16 protein-coding genes are annotated in these 18494 nt (G+C 60.7%); 4 read left to right on the forward strand and 12 right to left on the reverse strand.

What is annotated here, in order from left to right; translation table 11 throughout:
* Positions 1–202 precede the first annotated feature (202 nt).
* Together ligD and M2401_RS08950 are read right to left on the reverse strand one after the other, a co-directional pair.
* The gene (gene ligD, locus M2401_RS08945; protein WP_259101724.1) at positions 203–2761 is read right to left on the reverse strand and encodes a DNA ligase D; all 2559 of its coding nucleotides are present in this window, start codon (positions 2759–2761) and stop codon (positions 203–205) included.
* An 18-nt stretch (positions 2762–2779) separates the two neighbouring features.
* The gene (locus M2401_RS08950) at positions 2780–3667 is read right to left on the reverse strand and encodes a Ku protein (RefSeq protein ID WP_259101727.1); all 888 of its coding nucleotides are present in this window, start codon (positions 3665–3667) and stop codon (positions 2780–2782) included.
* Positions 3668–3834: 167 nt separating this feature from the next.
* Here M2401_RS08950 and M2401_RS08955 point away from each other — a divergent pair, with 167 nt between their 5' ends.
* Positions 3835–4800: an aliphatic sulfonate ABC transporter substrate-binding protein gene (locus tag M2401_RS08955; RefSeq protein WP_259101729.1), complete on the forward strand. Its 966-nt coding sequence runs from the start codon at positions 3835–3837 to the stop codon at positions 4798–4800.
* 122 nt (positions 4801–4922) lie between these two features.
* On the opposite strand, the gene M2401_RS08960 is transcribed toward M2401_RS08955, so the two are convergent.
* The 5 genes from M2401_RS08960 to M2401_RS08980 all read right to left on the reverse strand — a co-directional run bounded on the left by M2401_RS08960 (position 4923) and on the right by M2401_RS08980 (position 11280).
* A complete protein-coding gene (locus tag M2401_RS08960) occupies positions 4923–6257 on the reverse strand; it encodes an MFS transporter (protein WP_259101731.1) in 1335 nt (444 codons plus the stop codon).
* A gap of 103 nt (positions 6258–6360) precedes the next feature.
* Complete coding sequence (locus M2401_RS08965) at positions 6361–7305, reverse strand: hydroxymethylglutaryl-CoA lyase (protein WP_259101734.1); 945 nt, start codon at positions 7303–7305, stop codon at positions 6361–6363.
* Positions 7302–8495 (reverse strand): CaiB/BaiF CoA-transferase family protein, encoded by a 1194-nt coding sequence (locus M2401_RS08970; RefSeq protein WP_259101737.1) that lies wholly within the window; start codon positions 8493–8495, stop codon positions 7302–7304. Before M2401_RS08970 ends, M2401_RS08965 begins: the two co-directional genes overlap by 4 nt.
* Positions 8496–8674: 179 nt before the next feature.
* Positions 8675–9586, reverse strand: coding sequence for a LysR family transcriptional regulator (locus M2401_RS08975; protein ID WP_259101740.1), 912 nt, complete (start codon positions 9584–9586; stop codon positions 8675–8677).
* 44 nt (positions 9587–9630) lie between these two features.
* Entirely contained in the window at positions 9631–11280 is a 1650-nt protein-coding gene (locus tag M2401_RS08980) for a diguanylate cyclase (protein ID WP_259101742.1), read from the reverse strand.
* 188 nt (positions 11281–11468) lie between these two features.
* Here M2401_RS08980 and M2401_RS08985 point away from each other — a divergent pair, with 188 nt between their 5' ends.
* On the forward strand, positions 11469–11762 hold the full coding sequence (locus M2401_RS08985) for a type II toxin-antitoxin system RelE/ParE family toxin (protein WP_259101745.1): 294 nt from the start codon (positions 11469–11471) through the stop codon (positions 11760–11762).
* Between the two features lie 2 nt (positions 11763–11764).
* Positions 11765–12058 (forward strand): addiction module antidote protein, encoded by a 294-nt coding sequence (locus tag M2401_RS08990; protein WP_259101746.1) that lies wholly within the window; start codon positions 11765–11767, stop codon positions 12056–12058.
* 73 nt (positions 12059–12131) lie between these two features.
* On the opposite strand, the gene M2401_RS08995 is transcribed toward M2401_RS08990, so the two are convergent.
* From M2401_RS08995 to M2401_RS09010, 4 genes are all read right to left on the reverse strand, one after another.
* The gene (locus M2401_RS08995) at positions 12132–14588 is read right to left on the reverse strand and encodes a TonB-dependent receptor (protein ID WP_259101748.1); all 2457 of its coding nucleotides are present in this window, start codon (positions 14586–14588) and stop codon (positions 12132–12134) included.
* Positions 14589–14695: 107 nt separating this feature from the next.
* Positions 14696–15673: a FecR family protein gene (locus tag M2401_RS09000; protein ID WP_259101750.1), complete on the reverse strand. Its 978-nt coding sequence runs from the start codon at positions 15671–15673 to the stop codon at positions 14696–14698.
* A gap of 31 nt (positions 15674–15704) precedes the next feature.
* Entirely contained in the window at positions 15705–16202 is a 498-nt protein-coding gene (locus M2401_RS09005; protein WP_259102685.1) for a sigma-70 family RNA polymerase sigma factor, read from the reverse strand.
* A 296-nt stretch (positions 16203–16498) separates the two neighbouring features.
* Positions 16499–16891 carry a tautomerase family protein gene (locus M2401_RS09010; RefSeq protein ID WP_259101753.1) on the reverse strand — a complete coding sequence of 131 codons (393 nt, stop codon included), beginning with the start codon at positions 16889–16891 and terminating at the stop codon, positions 16499–16501.
* Between the two features lie 103 nt (positions 16892–16994).
* On the opposite strand from M2401_RS09010, the gene M2401_RS09015 reads away from it, so the two are divergent.
* Positions 16995–17885, forward strand: a complete 891-nt coding sequence (locus tag M2401_RS09015; RefSeq protein ID WP_259101755.1) for a LysR family transcriptional regulator — start codon at positions 16995–16997, stop codon at positions 17883–17885.
* 3 nt (positions 17886–17888) lie between these two features.
* Here the strand turns inward: M2401_RS09015 and bkdR are convergent, their stop codons facing one another.
* Positions 17889–18377, reverse strand: coding sequence for a Bkd operon transcriptional regulator BkdR (gene bkdR, locus M2401_RS09020; protein ID WP_259101757.1), 489 nt, complete (start codon positions 18375–18377; stop codon positions 17889–17891).
* Between the last annotated feature and the right edge of the window lie 117 nt (positions 18378–18494).

An 18494-nucleotide genomic window follows, 5' to 3' on the forward strand; every position in this document is an offset into this window, starting at 1 on the left:
AGTGACGTGTGACATGACGATGCTCCGAATAGTGACTCCTGTGAAAGTCTAGAGCCGTTCACAGGAGTCGAGCCGGGGGAACCATTTCATTAGATGACTCCCCTGCCAAGTGTTTGCGGCGCGACAGCTCGGCGCCTTGTCGGCGGGACGGCTCCCACATTATTCGCACCCCCGATATCCCTTTTTTGGAGTTCACCCGATGTCAGGACTCCAGCTTCGCCAACAACTTCTTGGTCAGCCGCTGCCGATTCTGATACCCCGCCCACGGATCACCCTTGAGCCCCTGCAAGCGCTCCTGCAGATTGCCCACATGCCATTGCCGTGCCGAGCGCAGCCCGGACAGTTCATCCCGGCTGATCGGCACCGATACCGGCAGCCCCGGCCGGGCACGTACCGAATAGGCGACCACAGTGCTGGCGCCGCGGGTATTGCGCAGGTAGTCGATAAAGATTTTGCCGACGCGGTTTTTCGGCCCGGAGGTGGCGGTAAAGCGTTCGGGCAACTGGCGGGTCATGAATTCGGCGATGGCCTTGGCAAAGGCCTTGACCGTCTCCCAGTCGGCCTGCCGGGCCAGGGGCACAATGATGTGCATGCCCTTGCCGCCACTGGTCTTGAGGAATGACTGCAAGCCAAGCTCATCCAGCACCGCGAGGACCATCTGTGTGGCTTCGATCATGCTGCGCCAGGGCAGGTCGGGATCGGGGTCCAGGTCGAGGACCATCTGGTCCGGGGTTTCGGTCTTGTCGTGGGTAGCACCCCAGGTATGCAATTCGATGGCGCCCATCTGCGCCGCCCCGACCAGGGCCTCTAAGCTATCGACCTCCATCAACCGCGCGTGACCGGGATCGAGGCCGGGCTCCAGTTGCTTGATATGGGGGATCGCCAGGCGCTCGGAGTGCTTCTGGAAAAACTGCTCGCCGCCAACGCCTTCGGGGCAACGCAGCAACGCCACCGGCCGCTGTTTGAGGAACGGCAGGATCCACTCGGCAATGGCTTCATAAAATTGCGCCAGCTCGACCTTGTACACGCCGCTTTCCTTGTCGATGACCCGCTCGGGGTGGCTGATATCAACCCCCGCCACCCTGGCCTTGCCTTTGGCTACAGGTTTGGTCGTCGGAGCAGCCTTGGCTTTAGCCGAACTGGCCGCCGCCGCTTTCGGCTTGGCGTGGGACGGCCGCTCATGACTGACCTGACTGACCGGCTTGTCGCTGCGCAGGCCGATAAATACGGCGTGGCGAATGATATTGTCTTGGGTCCACTGGGCGAATTCCGCTTCGCAAATCAGCTTGGGCTCGATCCAGTGCACCCCCCGGCTCTGGGCGGCGGTGAGTTTGTTCGTCAGAGGCGAAGCATCACGCTGCAACGGCTGCATCTGTGCCAGCAACTGCTTGAGGGTGGTTTCGCTGAAGCCGGTGCCGACCCGCCCGGCGTAAACCAGTTCGTCCTCAGCGTCATCAGCAGTGACCGCCAGCAACAGTGCGCCAAAACCACTGCGGCTGCCTTGGGGCTGGGTATAGCCGATGATCACAAACTCCTGACGCAGGCGGCATTTGAGCTTGATCCAGTCCGGGCTGCGGCGGGACTGATAGACGCTGCCGGGGCGCTTGCCGATCACCCCTTCCAGGCCCATGGCGCTGGCACTCTCGACGATGTCCCGATGCCCGGCGCGGAAGGTGTCGGAGAAACGCAGCAAGCGGCTGCGTTGATGATCGAGCAGTTGCTTGAGGGCATCGCGGCGCTGTTCCAGAGGGGTTTCGCGCAGGTCCTGGCCGCTGAGAAACGGCAGGTCGAACAGGTAGTAGACAATGTCCTTACTGCGGCCGATATCCAGGGCATTTTGCAGGCCTTGGAAATCCGGCAAGCCGTCGTCGTTGAGCAGGACCATCTCGCCATCAAGCCAGGTATCTTCCAGGCCCATGGCCGCCAGCGCCTTGACCTGCATGGGCAGGCGGTCGGTCCAGTCGTTGCCGTTGCGACTGAACACCCGCACTTCCTTGCCCTTGATCCGGGTCAGCAGGCGGTAGCCATCGAACTTGATCTCGTAGAGCCAGTCATCGCCTGCGGGCTCGTCCATCAGCGTGGCCAGTTGCGGGGCGAGGGTTTCCGGCACGCCATCGGCATTTTTCTTCTTCGGCGCAACAGCCTTGGGCTTCGGTTTAGCAGCCTTGGCTTTTTTCGTTTCACCCTTCACTTCGCCCACCAATGCGCCGCTGATCACGCTTCGCGGCTGCTCGACCAGGATGTCGTACTCAGCAGCAGGCCGGGCCACCTCATCTTTTTCCTTGATCAGCAGCCACTGTTCCTTGTCGCCGCTGCCCTTGAGATGGGTACGCACCAATGCCCATTCGCCCGTGAGTTTTTCGCCGATCAGGGTGAACTTGAGCTTGCCAGCCTTATAGGTCTGCCGAGGGTCGCCATGGGGCTGCCAGATGCCGCGATCCCAGACAATCACGTCGCCGCCACCGTACTGGCCCTTGGGAATGCTGCCCTCAAAACTGGCGTAACCCAGCGGATGATCTTCCACATGCACGGCCAGGCGCTTGTTGCTCGGGTCCAGACTCGGGCCCTTGGGCACCGCCCAGCTCTTCAGGGTGCCGTCCAGTTCCAGGCGAAAGTCATAGTGCAGGTGGCTGGCATCGTGTTTCTGAATCACGAAGCTCAGGGACTTGTTCTTGCCCGCGCCCCTGGCCGGGGCTTCCGGCGGTTCGGCGGTGAGGGTGAAGTTGCGTTTGCGGGTGTACTCGCTGTCGGTACTGGCCATGATCGACTGCCTCCGTGCCTAGGATGCCTTGCGGGTTTTGCGTGGAGTCGCAGCAGGTTTGACAGGCGCCTTTTTCGCCTTGGTCTTGCTCGCCGCCGAGGTCTTTTTGGCGCTGCTTTTGCCCGCCAGGCTGCGCTTGAGCAGCTCGGTAAGGTCGATGACATCGGCGCTTTTGCGCTCTTGCTCACCGCCATCGCCCTCCACGTCCTCGATCTTGCCTTCCCGGGCCTTGGTCTCCACCAGTTCCTTGATCTTCTCCTGGAAGGTATCGATGTAATCCTCGGGCTGCCAGTCGGCGCTCATATCGGTGACCAGACGCTTGGCCATGTCCCGCTCGCTTTTGCTCAGGGTCACGTCGGTCACCGCGTCGGTCAGTTCCAGGCTGTCGAGGGTGCGCACTTCGGCGGGCCAGCGCAGCATCACCAGGACCATGGCCGACTCCAGTGGCATCACCGCCGCCAGGTGTTGGCGGGTATGCAGGACCACATTGGCAAGGGCGACTTTTTTCGTATCCAGCAGGGTTTCGCGCAGCAGGGCGTAGACCTTTTCGCCGCGCTTGTCCGGGGTCAGGTAGTAGGGGGTGTCGATGTTCTGCAAGGGAATGTCCTTGCTGTCGACGAAGCCGAAGATATCGATGGTCTGGGTCGAGCGCGGGTGAGCCTTGCGAATTTCCTCTTCGCTGATGACCACATAGCGGCCCTTCTCGTACTCCACGCCCTTGACGATATTGTCCTTGGTCACTTCCTTGCCGGTCGCCTTGTTGACCCGCTTGTAGCCCACCGGGTCCATGCTGCGCTTGTCCAGCCAGTCGAAATCCACGCCCTGGGTCGACGTGGCCGACACCAGTGCCACGGGGATATGCACCAGACCGAAACTGATTGCGCCCTTCCAGATTGCCCGCGCCATTACCGTACTCCTTTGAGGTATTTATGAGTGACAAGGCGCTGGGCGGCAAAGTTTCGAGGCAGGTGACGACGGGTGCTCAGTGCATAAGCTAATAAGCACAAGGTATTTAAATAATAGTTTTTAGAACTTTATGATCAATGACACGACCCTCTGTCCATGAGCCCGCCATGCCTAATGTCATTCGAACTACACGAACCCGCCTGTTCCGCGCCGGGCTGCTCGCCGCCCTGGCCTGCGCCATCGCCCTGCCCGTCCAGGCCCGGGAAACTCTGCGCATCGGCTACCAGAAATCCTCGACCCTGATCACTTTACTCAAGGCCCAGGGCACCCTGGAAAAGACTTTGGGGCAGGACGGTATCGACGTCACCTGGCATGAGTTCGCCAGTGGCTTGCCGTTGCTGGAAGCGCTGAATATCGGCAACGTCGATATCAGTGCCGATGTGGCCGACACCGTGCCGATCTTCGCCCAGGCGGCCCAGGCAAAATTGACTTACTTTGCCGAAGAATCGCCCTCCCCCAGCGCCCAGGCCATCGTCGTGCCCAAGGATTCGCCGATCCAGCAGCTGGCAGATTTGAAGGGCAAGAAAGTCGCCGTAACCAAGGCGGCGGGCACCCATTACCTGTTGATCGCCGCCTTGAACAAGGCCGGGCTGAAGTTTTCCGATATCCAGCCCGCCTACCTGTCACCGGCTGACGGCCGTGCGGCCTTTGAAAACAACAAGGTCGATGCCTGGGTGACCTGGGAACCCTTCCTGACCAGCGTGCAGCGCCAGTTGCCGACCCGCACCTTGGCTGATGGCACAGGCCTGGCCAGCTACAAGCGCTATTACCTGACCAGCAATGACTACGCCAAGGCCCACCCCGAAGTGTTGAAGCGGGTGTACGAGCAATTACATCAGGCCGGCGCCTGGATCAAGGCCAACCCCAAGGACGCCGCCCAGGTGTTGGGGCCGTTGTGGGGCAACCTTGATACCGCCACCGTAGAGGCCGCCAATGCCCATCGCAGCTACCAGGTAGAACCGGTCAAGGCTGACCAGTTGGGCGAACAGCAGAAGATTGCCGATGCCTTCTTCGCCGCAGGGCTGCTGCCCAAGGCGGTGGATGCCAAGGATGTGCAGATCTGGAAGCCGTAACAGGGAATAAAGCGAACACCCTGTGGGAGCGGATTCATCCGCGAAGAGGCCAATACATTCGATAGAACTCTATCGCCTGAAATACCGCTTTCGCGGATGAATCCGCTCCCACATAAGAACCATCAACCGTCGACTTTATCCAGCGTGCGCAGCTTCTGCGGCAACGCCCACAACAGCAGCGCCGCAGCCACCAGACTGGCAACGCCAATCACATACAGCGCCGGTGTGGTGCTGCCAGTCAGGTCCTTAATACTGCCGACCATCACCGGGCTGACAATCCCGCCGAACTGACCCAGCGTATTGATCACCGCAATCCCGCCCGCGGCACCGGCGCCCGCACCGGCCAGCAGTTTTGGCGGCAAGGCCCAGAAGGCCGGGATGGAAGCGACGATACCGGTGCCCATCAGGGCCAGAGCAACGATCAGGAAGGTGGTGTGCTGGGCAAAGATCCCGGCGCTGAAGAAACCGATCGCACCGATCACCACCAGGCCACAGACAAACTTGCGTCGCTCACCGCTGGCATCGGACAAGCGCCCAACCACCACCATGCTGATCGCCCCGCAGATATACGGCACGGCGGTTAGCAGGCCAATGATCACCGGGCTCTCGGTGCCGGCGCTGCGAATCAGCTGCGGCGCCCAGAAGTTCAGTCCGTAGGATGCCACCTGGATCAGGAAGTAGATCAGCCCGAGCATCAGGAAGCCCGGCAGTTTCAAGGCCGCCAGCAGCGAGCCACCCTTGTGCGGTTCATGATGGGCGATACGGCTGGCCAGGTAGGTTTTCTCTTCGTTGGTCAACCAATGGGCATCGGTGACCTTGTCCTTCAAGACCAGCAACACCAGCAGACCCAGACCGACGCAAGGCACGCCGCCGAGCAGGAACAGCCAGTGCCAGCCGCGCATGTTCATCACCCCGTCCAGATGCCCCAGCACCAGACCAGACAATGGCGCACCGACCAACCCGGCAAAAGCCGAAGCCAGGAACAGCATGGAAGTGATGCGACCGCGGTAGTGCTGCGGGAACCACAGGGTCAGGTAATACAGCACGCCGGGAGCAAAACCGGCTTCCATCGCGCCGATGATGAAACGCAGGCCGTAGAACTGCCACTCGCTGTTGACGAATACCATCAAGGCCGTGGCCACGCCCCAGGACATCATGATCCGGGCAATCCAGCGCCGCGCGCCGACCTTGTACAGCATCATGTTGCTCGGCACTTCGAACAGTACATAACCGACCACGAACAACCCGGCGCCCAGGCCATAAGCGGTGTCGCTCAGGCTCAGGTCAGCCTGCAACTGGAACTTGGCGAAGCTGATATTGATGCGGTCGAAGAAGGCGAACAGATAACAGACCATGATCAACGGCATCAGTCGCCAGGCGACTTTGCTGATCAGGGCTTTTTCGGCACTTATTATTTGTGCGGGGGTGCTGTCCGCAGTTAATACAGAAATGGTCATTGCTGGGTCTCCAGACGGACTTCCCGTGGGGGTCCGATTGTTTTTGTTGTCTGGGTTGATGATCAGGTACACACAACCAAGGGAGCCGCTCCTACGATCGGTCCTACAGGAGGTTCATCACATCGTCAGGTGCCGGATGCAGATCGCAATTACGCCCCGCCTTGGCCACTTGCCCCGGCATTTCGTGGCCGAGCAGCGTGGGCAATCGACGCGACATCGCGAGCAGATGGGGCAGATCGATTCCGGTAGCAATGCCCATCTCCTCGCACAGGTTCACCAAGTCCTCGGTACAGATATTCCCCGAAGCACCGGGCGCGAAAGGACAGCCGCCAAGACCGCCGAGTGACGCATCGAAACGCCGCGCACCGGCCTCATAAGCCGCCAGCACATTACTCAGGCCCAGGCCACGGGTGTTGTGGAAATGCAGGGTCAGTCGCGAGGCAGGCACCTGGCTCAGCACGCGCTGCACCAGTTGGTAGACCTGGCGCGGATTGGCCATACCGGTGGTGTCGGCGAGGCTGATGCCGTCGACGCCCAGTTCCTGATAGGCATCGACAATCTGCATCACCCGGTCTTCGCTGATCTTGCCTTCAAAGGGGCAACCGAAGGTGGTGGCAATCGACGCGTTCAGGCTCAGGGTCGTGCCCCGGGCCAGGCTGACAACATCACCGAACGCTGCCAGGGACTGCTCGCAGCGCATGCGCATATTGGCCAGGTTGTGGGTCTGGCTGGCGGACATTACCAGGTTCAACTCATCAGCCCCGGCAGCGATGGCCCGTTCGGCGCCCTTGAGGTTGGGGATCAACGCAACGTAAATCACCCCCGGCTGACGCTGGATGCCGCGAAACACTTCGTCACCATCACGCAGGGCCGGAATGGCCTTGGGCGAGACGAATGAACCGGCTTCGATACGGGAAAATCCGGCCAGGGACAACTGATCGATCAAGGCGATCTTGTCGGCGGTCTCGACCCACTGAGGTTCGATCTGCAAGCCGTCCCGTGGGGCGACTTCCTGGACGATCAGGCGTTGGGAAAAGTCATTGATCATTGCACCACCCCCTCACGTTTCAGACGCTCGATATCGAGCTCGGTCAGACCCAGGCCATTGAGCACGCTGTCGGTGTGCTGGCCCAGGCTCGGCCCCTGCCAATTGACCTGGCCCGGCGTCTCGGACAGCTTGGGCACGATGCCCGGCATCTTCACCGCCGCGCCGCCGGGCAGTTGCGCGTCAAGCAGCATGTCCCGGGCCTGGTAGTGCGGGTCGGCGACGATATCGGCCACCGAATAGATTCGCCCGGCTGGCACTTCGGCCTGTTCCAGGGCCTGCAAGACCACGTCGATAGGCTGGCTGGAAGTCCAGTCGGCAATGGCCTGATCGAGCAGGTCGCTCTGCCGGGCGCGGCCGTCGTTGTGGGCGAACTCCGGGTTATCGCCCAGATCGTCGCGACCGATGACCTGCATCAGGCGCTTGAAGATCGGGTCGCTGTTCCCGGCAATCACCACATAGGCACCGTCGGCGGTCGGATAGGTATTGGACGGTGCGATACCCGGCAAGGCGCCGCCGCTGCGCTCACGCACATGGCCGAGCATGTCGTATTCGGGGATCAGGCTTTCCATCAGGTTGAACACGCTTTCAGCCAGGGACACATCGACAATCTGCCCGTCGCCCTGGCCGGTCTTGACCCGCAGCAGGGACATCAGCGCGCCCATCACCGCATGCATCGACGCCAGGGAATCGCCGAGGCTGACGCCCACCCGGGCCGGCGGCGAACCGGGGGTGCCAGTGGTGTAGCGAATGCCGCCCATGGCCTCGCCAATGGCACCAAAACCGGGGCGATCACGGTAAGGACCGGTCTGACCATAGCCGGAAATACGTACCAGGGTCAGCTTGGGGTTGATGGCATGCAGCACATCCCAGCCCAGGCCGAGCTTTTCCAGGGCGCCGGGGCGCAGGTTCTCGATCAGCACATCGGCGCTTTCGGCCAGTTGCTTGACGATGGCAATGCCTTCGGGGGACTTGAGGTTCAGGGCCAGGGATTTTTTATTGCGCGACTGCAAATACCACCAGAGGGACGTGCCTTCATGGAGTTTTCGCCATTTGCGAAGAGGATCGCCCTGCCCTATCGATTCGATCTTGATCACTTCGGCACCGAACTCACCCAGCAGGCGGGCGGCGAAAGGCGCCGCAATCAGGGTGCCGATCTCGATCACGCGGATGCCACTCAGGGGCGCCGTCATCTTCTGTACCTCATGTTTCTTGGAATTTGGGCCAAGACTAGAGGAACAGCATCGGGCAAAGCCAACCGTCAGTTGGCAAGGGGCGTTCGCGAAACGAGAACGCTACCTGCTGCTGCCGTAGGAGCGGCTTTAGCCGCGAACCGTAAGGGCACCCTCCCGGCTAAAGCCGGTCCTACGGTTTACAAAATCGGCCTGCGCAGATGCTCGAACAACAACCGGCTCACCGGCGACAACGCCGCTTCATCACGAATCACCAGCACCAGGGTCCTGCGCGACCACTCGTCATTCAGGGTCACCGCCGTCAACCCCAGAGACTGGCCGAACAGATCGAAGGCCTTCTGCGGCAGGATACCGATGCCCATATTGGCCTGGACCATCCGGCATACCGCATCGAAGCCCGGCACATGAATGCGCAGGCGCAGGACCTTGCCACTGGCCCGGGCCGCCGCATGGGCACGCATATTGATCGAACTGGCCGAGTGCAGGCCAATATGGTCGCTGTCCAGGGTGTCGGCAAAGTCCACCCGCTCGCGCCCGGCCAACGAATGATCGGGGCGCATCACTACGACCAGTTGGTCATGCCGATAGGGCACGCTGATCAGGTCAACGGTGTCGGTGTCCATGGAACAGATGCCGATATCCGCCACGCCATCGATCACGCCCTGCACCACACCGGTACTGGGCCGCTCCTCGAGATCGACCTTGACCTGGGCATGGTCCTCGACGAAGTCGTGCAGGTCTTCCGGCAGAAACTGGATGATCGCCGAGAGGTTGGCCAGCATCCGCACATAACCCCGTACGCCCTGGCTGTGTTCGCCCAGTTCCAGGCCGATTTTCTCCACATCGAACAGCATGCGCCGGGCATGGTGCAGCAAGGTCTCCCCCGCCGCCGTAAGGGCCATGCCCTTGGCGTTGCGTACGAACAGGCCGATACCCAGGGCATCCTCCAGTTCCATCAGGCGCTTGCTCGCCGCCGATACCGCAATCGCCTCCCGCGCTGCCGCCTTGGTCAGGGTGCCCTCTTCGTGCACCGCCACGAACAGTTGCAAGGTGATCAGATCCAGGCGACGAGTGAGGTTTTTATGCAGCATGGCAGAGCGCCTTGGGTGGGAATGAGGCGCAGGATATCGCTAAATCAGGCGACCTTGTTGCGCCCCAGGGATTTGGCCTGATACAGCTGCTGATCGGCGCGACGGATCAGCGCCATGCTGTCACCGTCCCCCGGCTCGGTGACGCCGACACCAATGCTGACGGTGACCTGCCCCACCGTAGCGAAAATCGCCCCAGCCACCGCAGCGCGGATCTTCTCGGCAATGACTGCCGGGCTCTGCGCTGCTTCGACCTCGGGCAACAGCACGGCAAACTCCTCACCACCGTAGCGGGCGAGGAAATCGGTACTGCGGATATTGCCCTGAATCAGCGCGGCCAGACGCTGCAACACCTCATCACCAACGGCGTGGCCATAGCTGTCGTTGACCCGCTTGAAGTGATCGGCATCGATCAGCAACATGCCGAACGGCCGCCCCGTGCGCTGGAACAGCTGGCTGCACTCGGCGAGTTTTTCATCGAGGCGACGACGGTTGTAGACACCGGTCAAGGCGTCGTGGGTTGCCAGTTGCAACAGTTCGGCATTGGCCTGAGTCAAGGCGGCTGTACGCAGCGCAACGGTAGCTTCCAGGGAGGCGTTGGCCTCCTGCAACTCACGCTCCTTGCCCAGCAGAGACTCGGTCATACCGCTGATGGAGCGACCGAGCTGGGCGATCTCCAACACCGCGTGCTCCTGGGGAAACTGCGCGCCAGGTTGCTGATCCTGAACCAGTTTGGCCGAGCGGGCCAACTGTTCGATGGGACGGCTCATGCTCAGCGCCAGGTAATAGGCCACCAAGCCAAAGCCGACGGCAGCGATAACGCCGAGCACCAGCAGGTTGTAGAACAGGATGCGTGCAGGTTCCAGGGCGATGTCCAGAGGCTGGCGGACCACGATGTACCAGGCCAGACCGGAATTGGGAGGGGTCGGCACCGCCACCGCACTGGTCAGGTAGTCATCCTCGCCCAACGACCAGCCCGGCCGGGTCTGTGCCGCAGTGAGGTTGGCCACGGTCTGCCCGGCGAGCTGTTCCGGATACAGCACTTTGCCGCCCGCATCGACGATCAGCGCTTCAACACCTGGCGCCAGACCTTTCTCCATCACCGCCGATTCGACGATCTGGGTCACCCAACTCCAGTGGGCATGGGCCCCGAGCACACCCACGACCTGGCCATCGGCAGTACGAATCGGCGCGGCAAAATCGATAAAACGCAGCGGCTCGCCATTGCTCGCCCCCGGCAGCAACTTGGCGAGCAGCACCGCTTCGTGGGGGTCGCCGGAATAATTACCCTGCAACCCGGCCTGAAACCAAGGCCGCGCCTTCACCGATTGATTGACCAGCAAGCCCTTGGCGGCCTGCCTGACCTGACCATTGACGTCGGCCACGCCCATCCAGGCGTATTCGGCACGGGATTGGGTACGCAGGTCCATGGTGGTGAGAATGTCCGGATCGTCGAGATTGCCGCGGCGAAACAGCGGCGAACGGGTGAGCTGCGACACTTCCAGCTGCCGCTCGCTGAATTGCGAAGCCAGCAGAACCGCCGCCGAGCGGGCCGTGTTCAACAAGGCGTTGCCGCTGGCCAGCTTCATTTGTTCGGTGGCGATATGCCCTACGTAGAAGCCCACGCTGAGCAGCGTGAACAGCGACAGGCCGGCAAACCAAAGGGTCAGGTGACTACGCAGGCTGGCTCTGATCATGGCGCGATATCTGAGTGCTTATAGTGGCCTTATGGTAGGCCTAATGATGGCGGTTTAGCCACTGTTTGCCTTGATGTCCAGCAAGCGCCTATCGGTCGACCGCACAGGATTACCGGAAAAGATGTTGTTACACATTTTACAAATATTGAGTGGTGTATCCTGTCTCCCGTTGGATACAAACGCTGCCCATGAATTACGCTATCCAACAAACCAAAATATTTAGCCAATGGCACACCAGCCTGCGCGACATGCGCGCCAGAATCGCTATCGCCAGACGCATCGAACGGGCATCGGCAGGCAATCTGGGAGACGTCAAATCCGTGGGTGAAGGGGTCAGCGAAATGCGTGTTGATGCGGGAGCAGGCTACCGCGTCTATTTCACCATTCGCGGCAGGTCGCTCATCATTCTGTTGGTGGGCGGCAACAAATCAACACAGCCTGCCGATATCAGGCAAGCAAAAATAATGGCCAAGGAGGTTTGACCATGACCGATGACCTGGTGCCCTTTGACATGGCGGCCATGCTCGACAGTGATGAGGCGATCACCGAGTACCTGTCCCAAGTGCTGGCTGACGGCGATACCGATGAATTGATTCGCGCGGTCGGGCATGTCGCCAGGGCCCGCGGAATAACCCGCATCGCCAAGGACTCAGGCCTTGGCAGAGCCAGCCTGTACAAGGCGCTGGCCCCCGGCGCAAAACCACGTTTCGACACGATCATGAAAGTGATGCGCGCCATCGGCATTGAGCTACAAGCCAAGACTGCAGCCCATCCTTGAATGAGCCAAGGCCGGTCCTAGACTGCCTGAAACCCAGGTAAGCGGATTGCAAATCCGCTTACCTCCCTGACCATCAGAACCCGACGCTGGCCTGCACAAAATACGTGCGTGGCTGGCCCAGGTAGATGCCGGCGTTGTTGTCGCTGGAGCGGGTGAAGTACTGATGGTCGAAGAGGTTTTTCACCCCGGCGCCCAGTTTCAGGTTGGACAGTTGCTTGCCGAAGTCATAGCCGCCACGCACGTTCCAGGTCATGTAGCCGGGAATGTTGCCGTACTGGCCGTCGGCAGTCGGGGTGGTGATGTAGTTGCCGTTGAAGCTGCCATCGGCGTTACTGCCGGTGCCGGGTGCGCGTTGCTGCGACTGGGCGTAGCCGTCGAGGTTCCAGGTCCAGCGATTGCCTTCATAACGCAGCCCCACGGTGCCCACCTGGCGCGAGTAGAACGGCAGGTCGCGGCCCTTGAAGCCGGGAATGTCCCCTTGGGAAGTGGCGCTGGTGTAGGTAAAACCGGCGTTGGCGGTCAGCCCTTGCAGGCGTGAGTCGAGGTTGCCGAGGTCGTAGTGCACCGAGGACTCGATGCCTTCGTGACGGGTTGCGCCGAGGTTGGTCCAGCCCACGTCGTTGCTGACGTATTGCAGCTCGTCGGCGAAGTCGATGTAGAACGCCGTCAGCTCGCCACCCCAGATGCCATTGTCGAAACGGGTGCCGATCTCGTAGGTCTTGGCCTTCTCCGGTTGCAGGCCGTTGGCGGTGTTGTTGCCGCTGCCGCCCTGGGCGACCTGGAAGTATTGCAGGCTGCCGAAGGAGGTTTCGTAGTTGGCGAACAGCTTCCAGTTGTCGGACAGGTGATACATCACACTCAGTGCCGGCAGCGGCTCGTTTTCATTGACGCTGCGGTCCTTGGCCGTGACCGGCACGTTGTTCAGGCCCATGACGGCGCGCTCATGCCAGTGGGTATCGATGCTTTCAAAGCGGATGCCCGGAGTGATTGTCCATTTGCCGATATCGATCTTGTCGTCCAGGTATACCGCCGTGGCCTCGGTGCCGCCGGTACGGTCCTGGTAGACATGACCGTCGGAAGCCTTGGTCGGGGTCAGCACGTTATTGACCAGAGCCAACTGGCTGGCCTGCTCATGCATGGCTTCCTTGAGGTAGCGCACACCGAGGCTGGCTTCCTGGGTAGTCGGACCAAGGTCGAATACATGGGACACACGCGGCTCGATGCCGAAGGTGTGATAGCTGCGCGGGAACGAGCCCTCGGTCAACAGGTTGCGCGCGGCGATGTTGCTGCCGCGAAAACTGTCGGAGTAGTAGGTCAGCACTTCGAACTGGGTCGACTCGTCGATCTGCCGTTTGTACTTGATCGACACGTCCTTGCGCCGCCCGGTGAAGTTGTCGTAATCGCGCACCGACTGATACGGATTGGCGTCGAACTGCTTCTGGGTCAGGCCGCCGGGCATGTCGGCAGTGGCGTCGTAGTAGTGGAAATTGACCGACAGATCGTCATCGTCCGTCAGCGCCCAATGGGTCTTGAACAGCACATCGTTGATGTCGTTGTGATTGTTGCTTTCGCGATAACCGTCGCCGCCGACCTTGGAGTACAACAAAGCCGCGCCCAGGCCATTGTCCAGGGTGCCGCCGATAAAGCCGGTCTCCATATTCTTCACGCCGCCGTAACGGCTTGACTCCAGGGTGGTGCTGACTTCGCCGCTCAGGTCCTTGGGAATGGCCCGGGTCACGAAGTTGATCACCCCGCCGACGTTCTGTGGCCCATAGCGCACGGAACCGGCACCGCGGACGACGTCGATGCTGTCGAGGTTACCCACGGCAATCGGCGCCATGGACAACTGCGGCTGGCCATAGGGCGCAAAGGCCGCCGGCACGCCGTCGATCAGCACCGTGGAGCGCGGCGACAGGCGCGAGGTCAGGCCGCGCACGCCGACGTTAAGTGAAATATCGCTGCCACCGGTGCCGTTGTTCTCCTGCACCTGCACGCCGGGGACCCGACGCAGCACATCACCAACGGTGGTGGCCGCATGCTCGACCATATTCTCCCGGCGCACCACGGTGCGCGCACCCGGATGATTCTGCACCACGGCCTGATCGGCATCGCCGAGCCAGTCACCCACGACCTTGACGTCAGTGGCGGCGATTTCCAGGCTGCCCGGCGTGGTGCTGGCGCTGCTGCCTGTGGGTTGCAGGATCACGGTATCGGCGGAAATTTGGTACTCCAGACCACTGCCCTTGAGTAGCGCGCGCAGGGCCTGCTCCGCCGACAGATTGCCGTCCACAGCGGGCGCCTGCTTGCCTGCCACCAGCTCGGGGCTGAAGAACAATTGCAGTGAAGCCTGCTGCGCCAGTTGGCTCAAGGCGGCGCCCAAAGGCTGAGACTGAATATGAATGACCATCGGCGCATCAGCAGCCTGGGCCACGCCCGCAGCGCTGGCCACGGCAATCGCCAGTAACAGCGGCAACCAGCGCGAAGGCGCGGTGGGTAATGAATGAGGGGCGGCAGGTTGGTTGTTATTCACGTCGGATAGTGTCCTGAGAGGTCCAGAGTCGGAGCTTTGTCTGCGTGCTGTAATGCAAACCAGTCGCAGTTGGACAAGAAGACGAAGAACTGAAAAAAAACCTGAATCTAACGTGAAATTATTTCCTGGCTGCCATCCCCGAGGGTCCGCACCATCACTGGCAGAATGCTCGGCAAGGCCCGTAACAGAGCGTCCGTGTCATCGGCTTTGAAGACACTGGTCAGGCGCAGATTGGCAGTCTTGCCACTGGCTACCATCAACGGTCGCTGGCGATAGCGTGAGACTTCCTCGACCACTTCGCTCAAGGGCGCATCGTTGAACACCAGCTTGCCAGTACGCCAGGCAATGATCGCAGCCGTATTAACAGCACTGGCAGGCGACACCCGACCGCTGCCATCGACTCGGGAACCGAGCCCGGCGGTAAGCACCACGGTATCGCCCGAATTCTCGCTGCCATTGACCTTGACTGTACCCGACTCCACCGCGATCAGGGTCTGGGCCGGGTCGCGGCGCACATCGAAACGGGTGCCCGTCACTGTCACCCTGCCCTTGCCCGCCTCGACCACGAACGGCCGGGACGCATCATGTTGCACACTGAACATGGCTTCGCCTTCGCTAAGCAGGACCTGGCGCTGCCCACGGACAAAATGCACCTCCATGCGCGTGCGGGAGTTGAGATCCACCACTGAGCCGTCCGGCAACGTCACCTGCTTGCGCTCGCCGAATGCCGTGGCGAACTGGCCGCTGTAGTCGTTGGCGGTATTGAGGCCAAACCACAATGCAGCGCTGACAGCCACCGCGACCACGCTGGCCGCCACGGCGTAGCGCAATACGGCGGTTTTACGCGGCAAGGAGGTTGGAGAATCCTCGCGCAGCAAGGCCTGCAGGCGCTCTTTCGACAGCTGATCAGCCGCGCCCCAGATCTGTTGCAACGCACGGTATTCCTCAGTGTGTCGCGGACTCCGCGCCCGCCATTCGTCAAAACGGGCCTGCTCCCCGGCATCAAGGGGCCGATCACTGGTCAGGGCAAACCAGGCGGCCGCATCATCGCGCACGGTGTCGGCGCAATCACGATCGGTGGTCATGGCTGAATCCGGCTTGAAAGAATGTGGGCGGTCATGGCTTGGCGGCGTCCAGACGATCACGCAGATGGCGAAGGGTGCGGATCATATACTTTTCCACCATGTTCTTGCTCAGGCCCATGCGCTCGGCGATTTCCTGCTGGGTCAGGCCTTCGAGTTTCTGCCAGATGAATACCTTGCGGCAATTGAGGGGCAACTCGGCCAGGGCGCGCTCGATGGAATCGGCCAGCTGGATGGCATGCATGAACGCCTCCGGATCCCCCGCCTGCGGGACGCCATACTCATCGACCTGCAGTTCCAGCAAGGCCCGCCGGTCTTCACGCCGCCAGGTATCCACCGCGATATTGCGCGCCGTCTGGTGCAGATAGGCGCGAGGCTGCTCGGCCTCGCGGTCGGATTCCAGCACGCGGACAAAGGCATCGTGGGTCAGGTCTTCGGCCTGATGACGATTCTTCAGGCGCCGGGTCCATGTGCCAATGAGCTCCTCATAGTGATCAAGAAAGCCTTTACTGCCTGGCAGCTTGAGAGTCATGGCGGTGTGCTGGAGGGGGGCGAAGGGCACGAATAGTAATGCTTCCTATTAGCGAGCGCAAACTATTCATGGCTTTCACCATCAGCCTTAGCGAATTGGAACGAGACTCTGTAAGAGCCAGGTTGCCTGCGATGAGGTCGGGACATCCGCTGCATCATCTGAACCTGATACACCGCCTTCGCGGGCAAGCTTCGCTCCTACGAGTCAAGGCTGCGAATGGATCGATCCGACCCACCGTCTTCGCAGCCTTCGGCAGCTCCTGCAAACCGCATTTATTGCCTTACATCAGGCACAACTCACTCCACCGGCGCGTACTGCATCTCGCCATTGCCAAACGACCAATCCTCACGCTTCACATCGATCAGGCTGATCCAGACATCTTCCTTGCGCAACCCGGTGCGGGCATGAATCCCCTCGGCGACGGCCTTATAGAACGCCTTCTTCACTTCGACCGTGCGCCCGGCATTCCAGGTGACCTGTATGAAAACGATACCAGGCGTGTAGTTGATGCCCAGATAACCCTCGGCCGGATAGACCAGTTCGTCCACAGCATGGCGGTTGATGACCTGGAACTTGTCGTGGGCCGGGACGTTGGCGGTGTTGACCATGGCGTCGTAGATCACCTCGCTGATTGCTGCGACAGTTTGCGTGCTGGTGCCAGCGGCGACGTCGACTCGGGCTAAGGGCATGTGCTGATCCTCTTTGATAATGGGTTGGGTGTTGGGTCTACCCTAGGCCTTGGCGTAGAATTCATCAAACGCATAATTTTCAGAAATTAAATGAGAAAATAGCATGCTATTTGAAGACTTGAAGGCATTTGTTGCGGTCATCGATTGCGCATCCCTGACCAAGGCGGCCGAGAAGCTGTGCCTGACCCAGTCGGCCGTGTCCCGACGCCTGCAGCATCTGGAGGAATCGCTGAATGCCAGCCTGTTTGATCGTAGCAGCCGCCCTCCCGTACCGACGGCCATGGGCTATCGGATCTACGAACACGCCGTGACCCTGCTGCGCGACGCCAATCATCTGCTGAGTATTCCTCAGGAGTCAGCGACGCCTAGCGGGCGCTTTCGTGTGGGGTTTACCCAAGTGGTGGCCGATGTGGTGGTGTTCGATGCCGTCACGCGGATTCGTCAGGCCTTTCCTGAGTTGGAAATGCAACTGGTGACTCACTGGAGTTCGGAACTTGAGCTGATGATCAGCCGCGGCGAACTCGACGCCGCAACCCTGCTGCTGCCCGCGCCGAGCCAGCTTCCCGAGGGATTGGCGGGAAAACTGATCACCACACTGGAGATTGTCGTGGTACAGAGCAGGCAACATCCCATCGTCGACTCAGCGAGCGATATCAACAGCCTTTCGTGCCGGGAATGGATTCTCAACCCCAGGGGCTGCGGTTACCGCGCGGCACTGGAAGCGGCCATGGGCGGTCGCGGCCAGAAGCTGCGCCTGGGCATCGACACCCACGGCGCGGCGATACAGATGCGCATGATCGCCGCCGGGCTGGGCCTGGGTTTGTTGCCGAGGAAGCTGTTACAGGAAAGCCCGCTGCGGGACCAACTGGCCATTGTCGAGGTCAGGGATTTTGCCCTGCAAGTCGATATCTGGGGCGCTCATTCTCTCAGGCCGGGCAATCTGCGCCAGGCCAATGAGCTGTTGATCCGGCAGGTGTCAGACGGCTTTCCATAAGCCTCAAAGCCCGATGGTCAAACCATTGGCCGGCAACGGCAGCGCGGTCTTGTAGCGCACCTGTTTGAGGGCAAAGCTGGAACGGATATTGGCCACGCCGGGAATTTTCGTCAGGTGGTTGAGGATGAATCCTTCCAGCGCCTGAATATTCGGCACCAGTACCCGCAGCAGGTAATCGGCATCGCCGGTCATCAGGTAGCACTCCATGACTTCCGGACGTTCGCTGATCGCCTCCTCGAAGCGATGCAGCGCATCTTCGACCTGCTTCTCCAGGCTGACATGGATAAACACATTGACGTGCAGGCCCAACACCGCAGGCGCCAGCAAGGTGACTTGCTGGCGGATCAGGCCGAGTTCTTCCATGGCCTTGACCCGGTTGAAACAGGGCGTAGGCGACAGGTTGACGCTCTTGGCCAGCTCGGCGTTGGTGATGCGGGCGTTTTCCTGCAAGCGATTGAGAATGCCGATATCAATGCGGTCAAGCTTTCGCATAAAGATAAATACTCTTAAATATTTATTATAAAGAGAATAAATATCTGCAAACGAGCGTAACGACAAGCAACAAGAGAAAATAAATCTCCGGACGCAGGGTTAACATTTTTCCACCCT

Origin of the sequence: Pseudomonas sp. JUb42 (assembly GCF_024807945.1) — a bacterium.
Taxonomy (GTDB): domain Bacteria; phylum Pseudomonadota; class Gammaproteobacteria; order Pseudomonadales; family Pseudomonadaceae; genus Aquipseudomonas.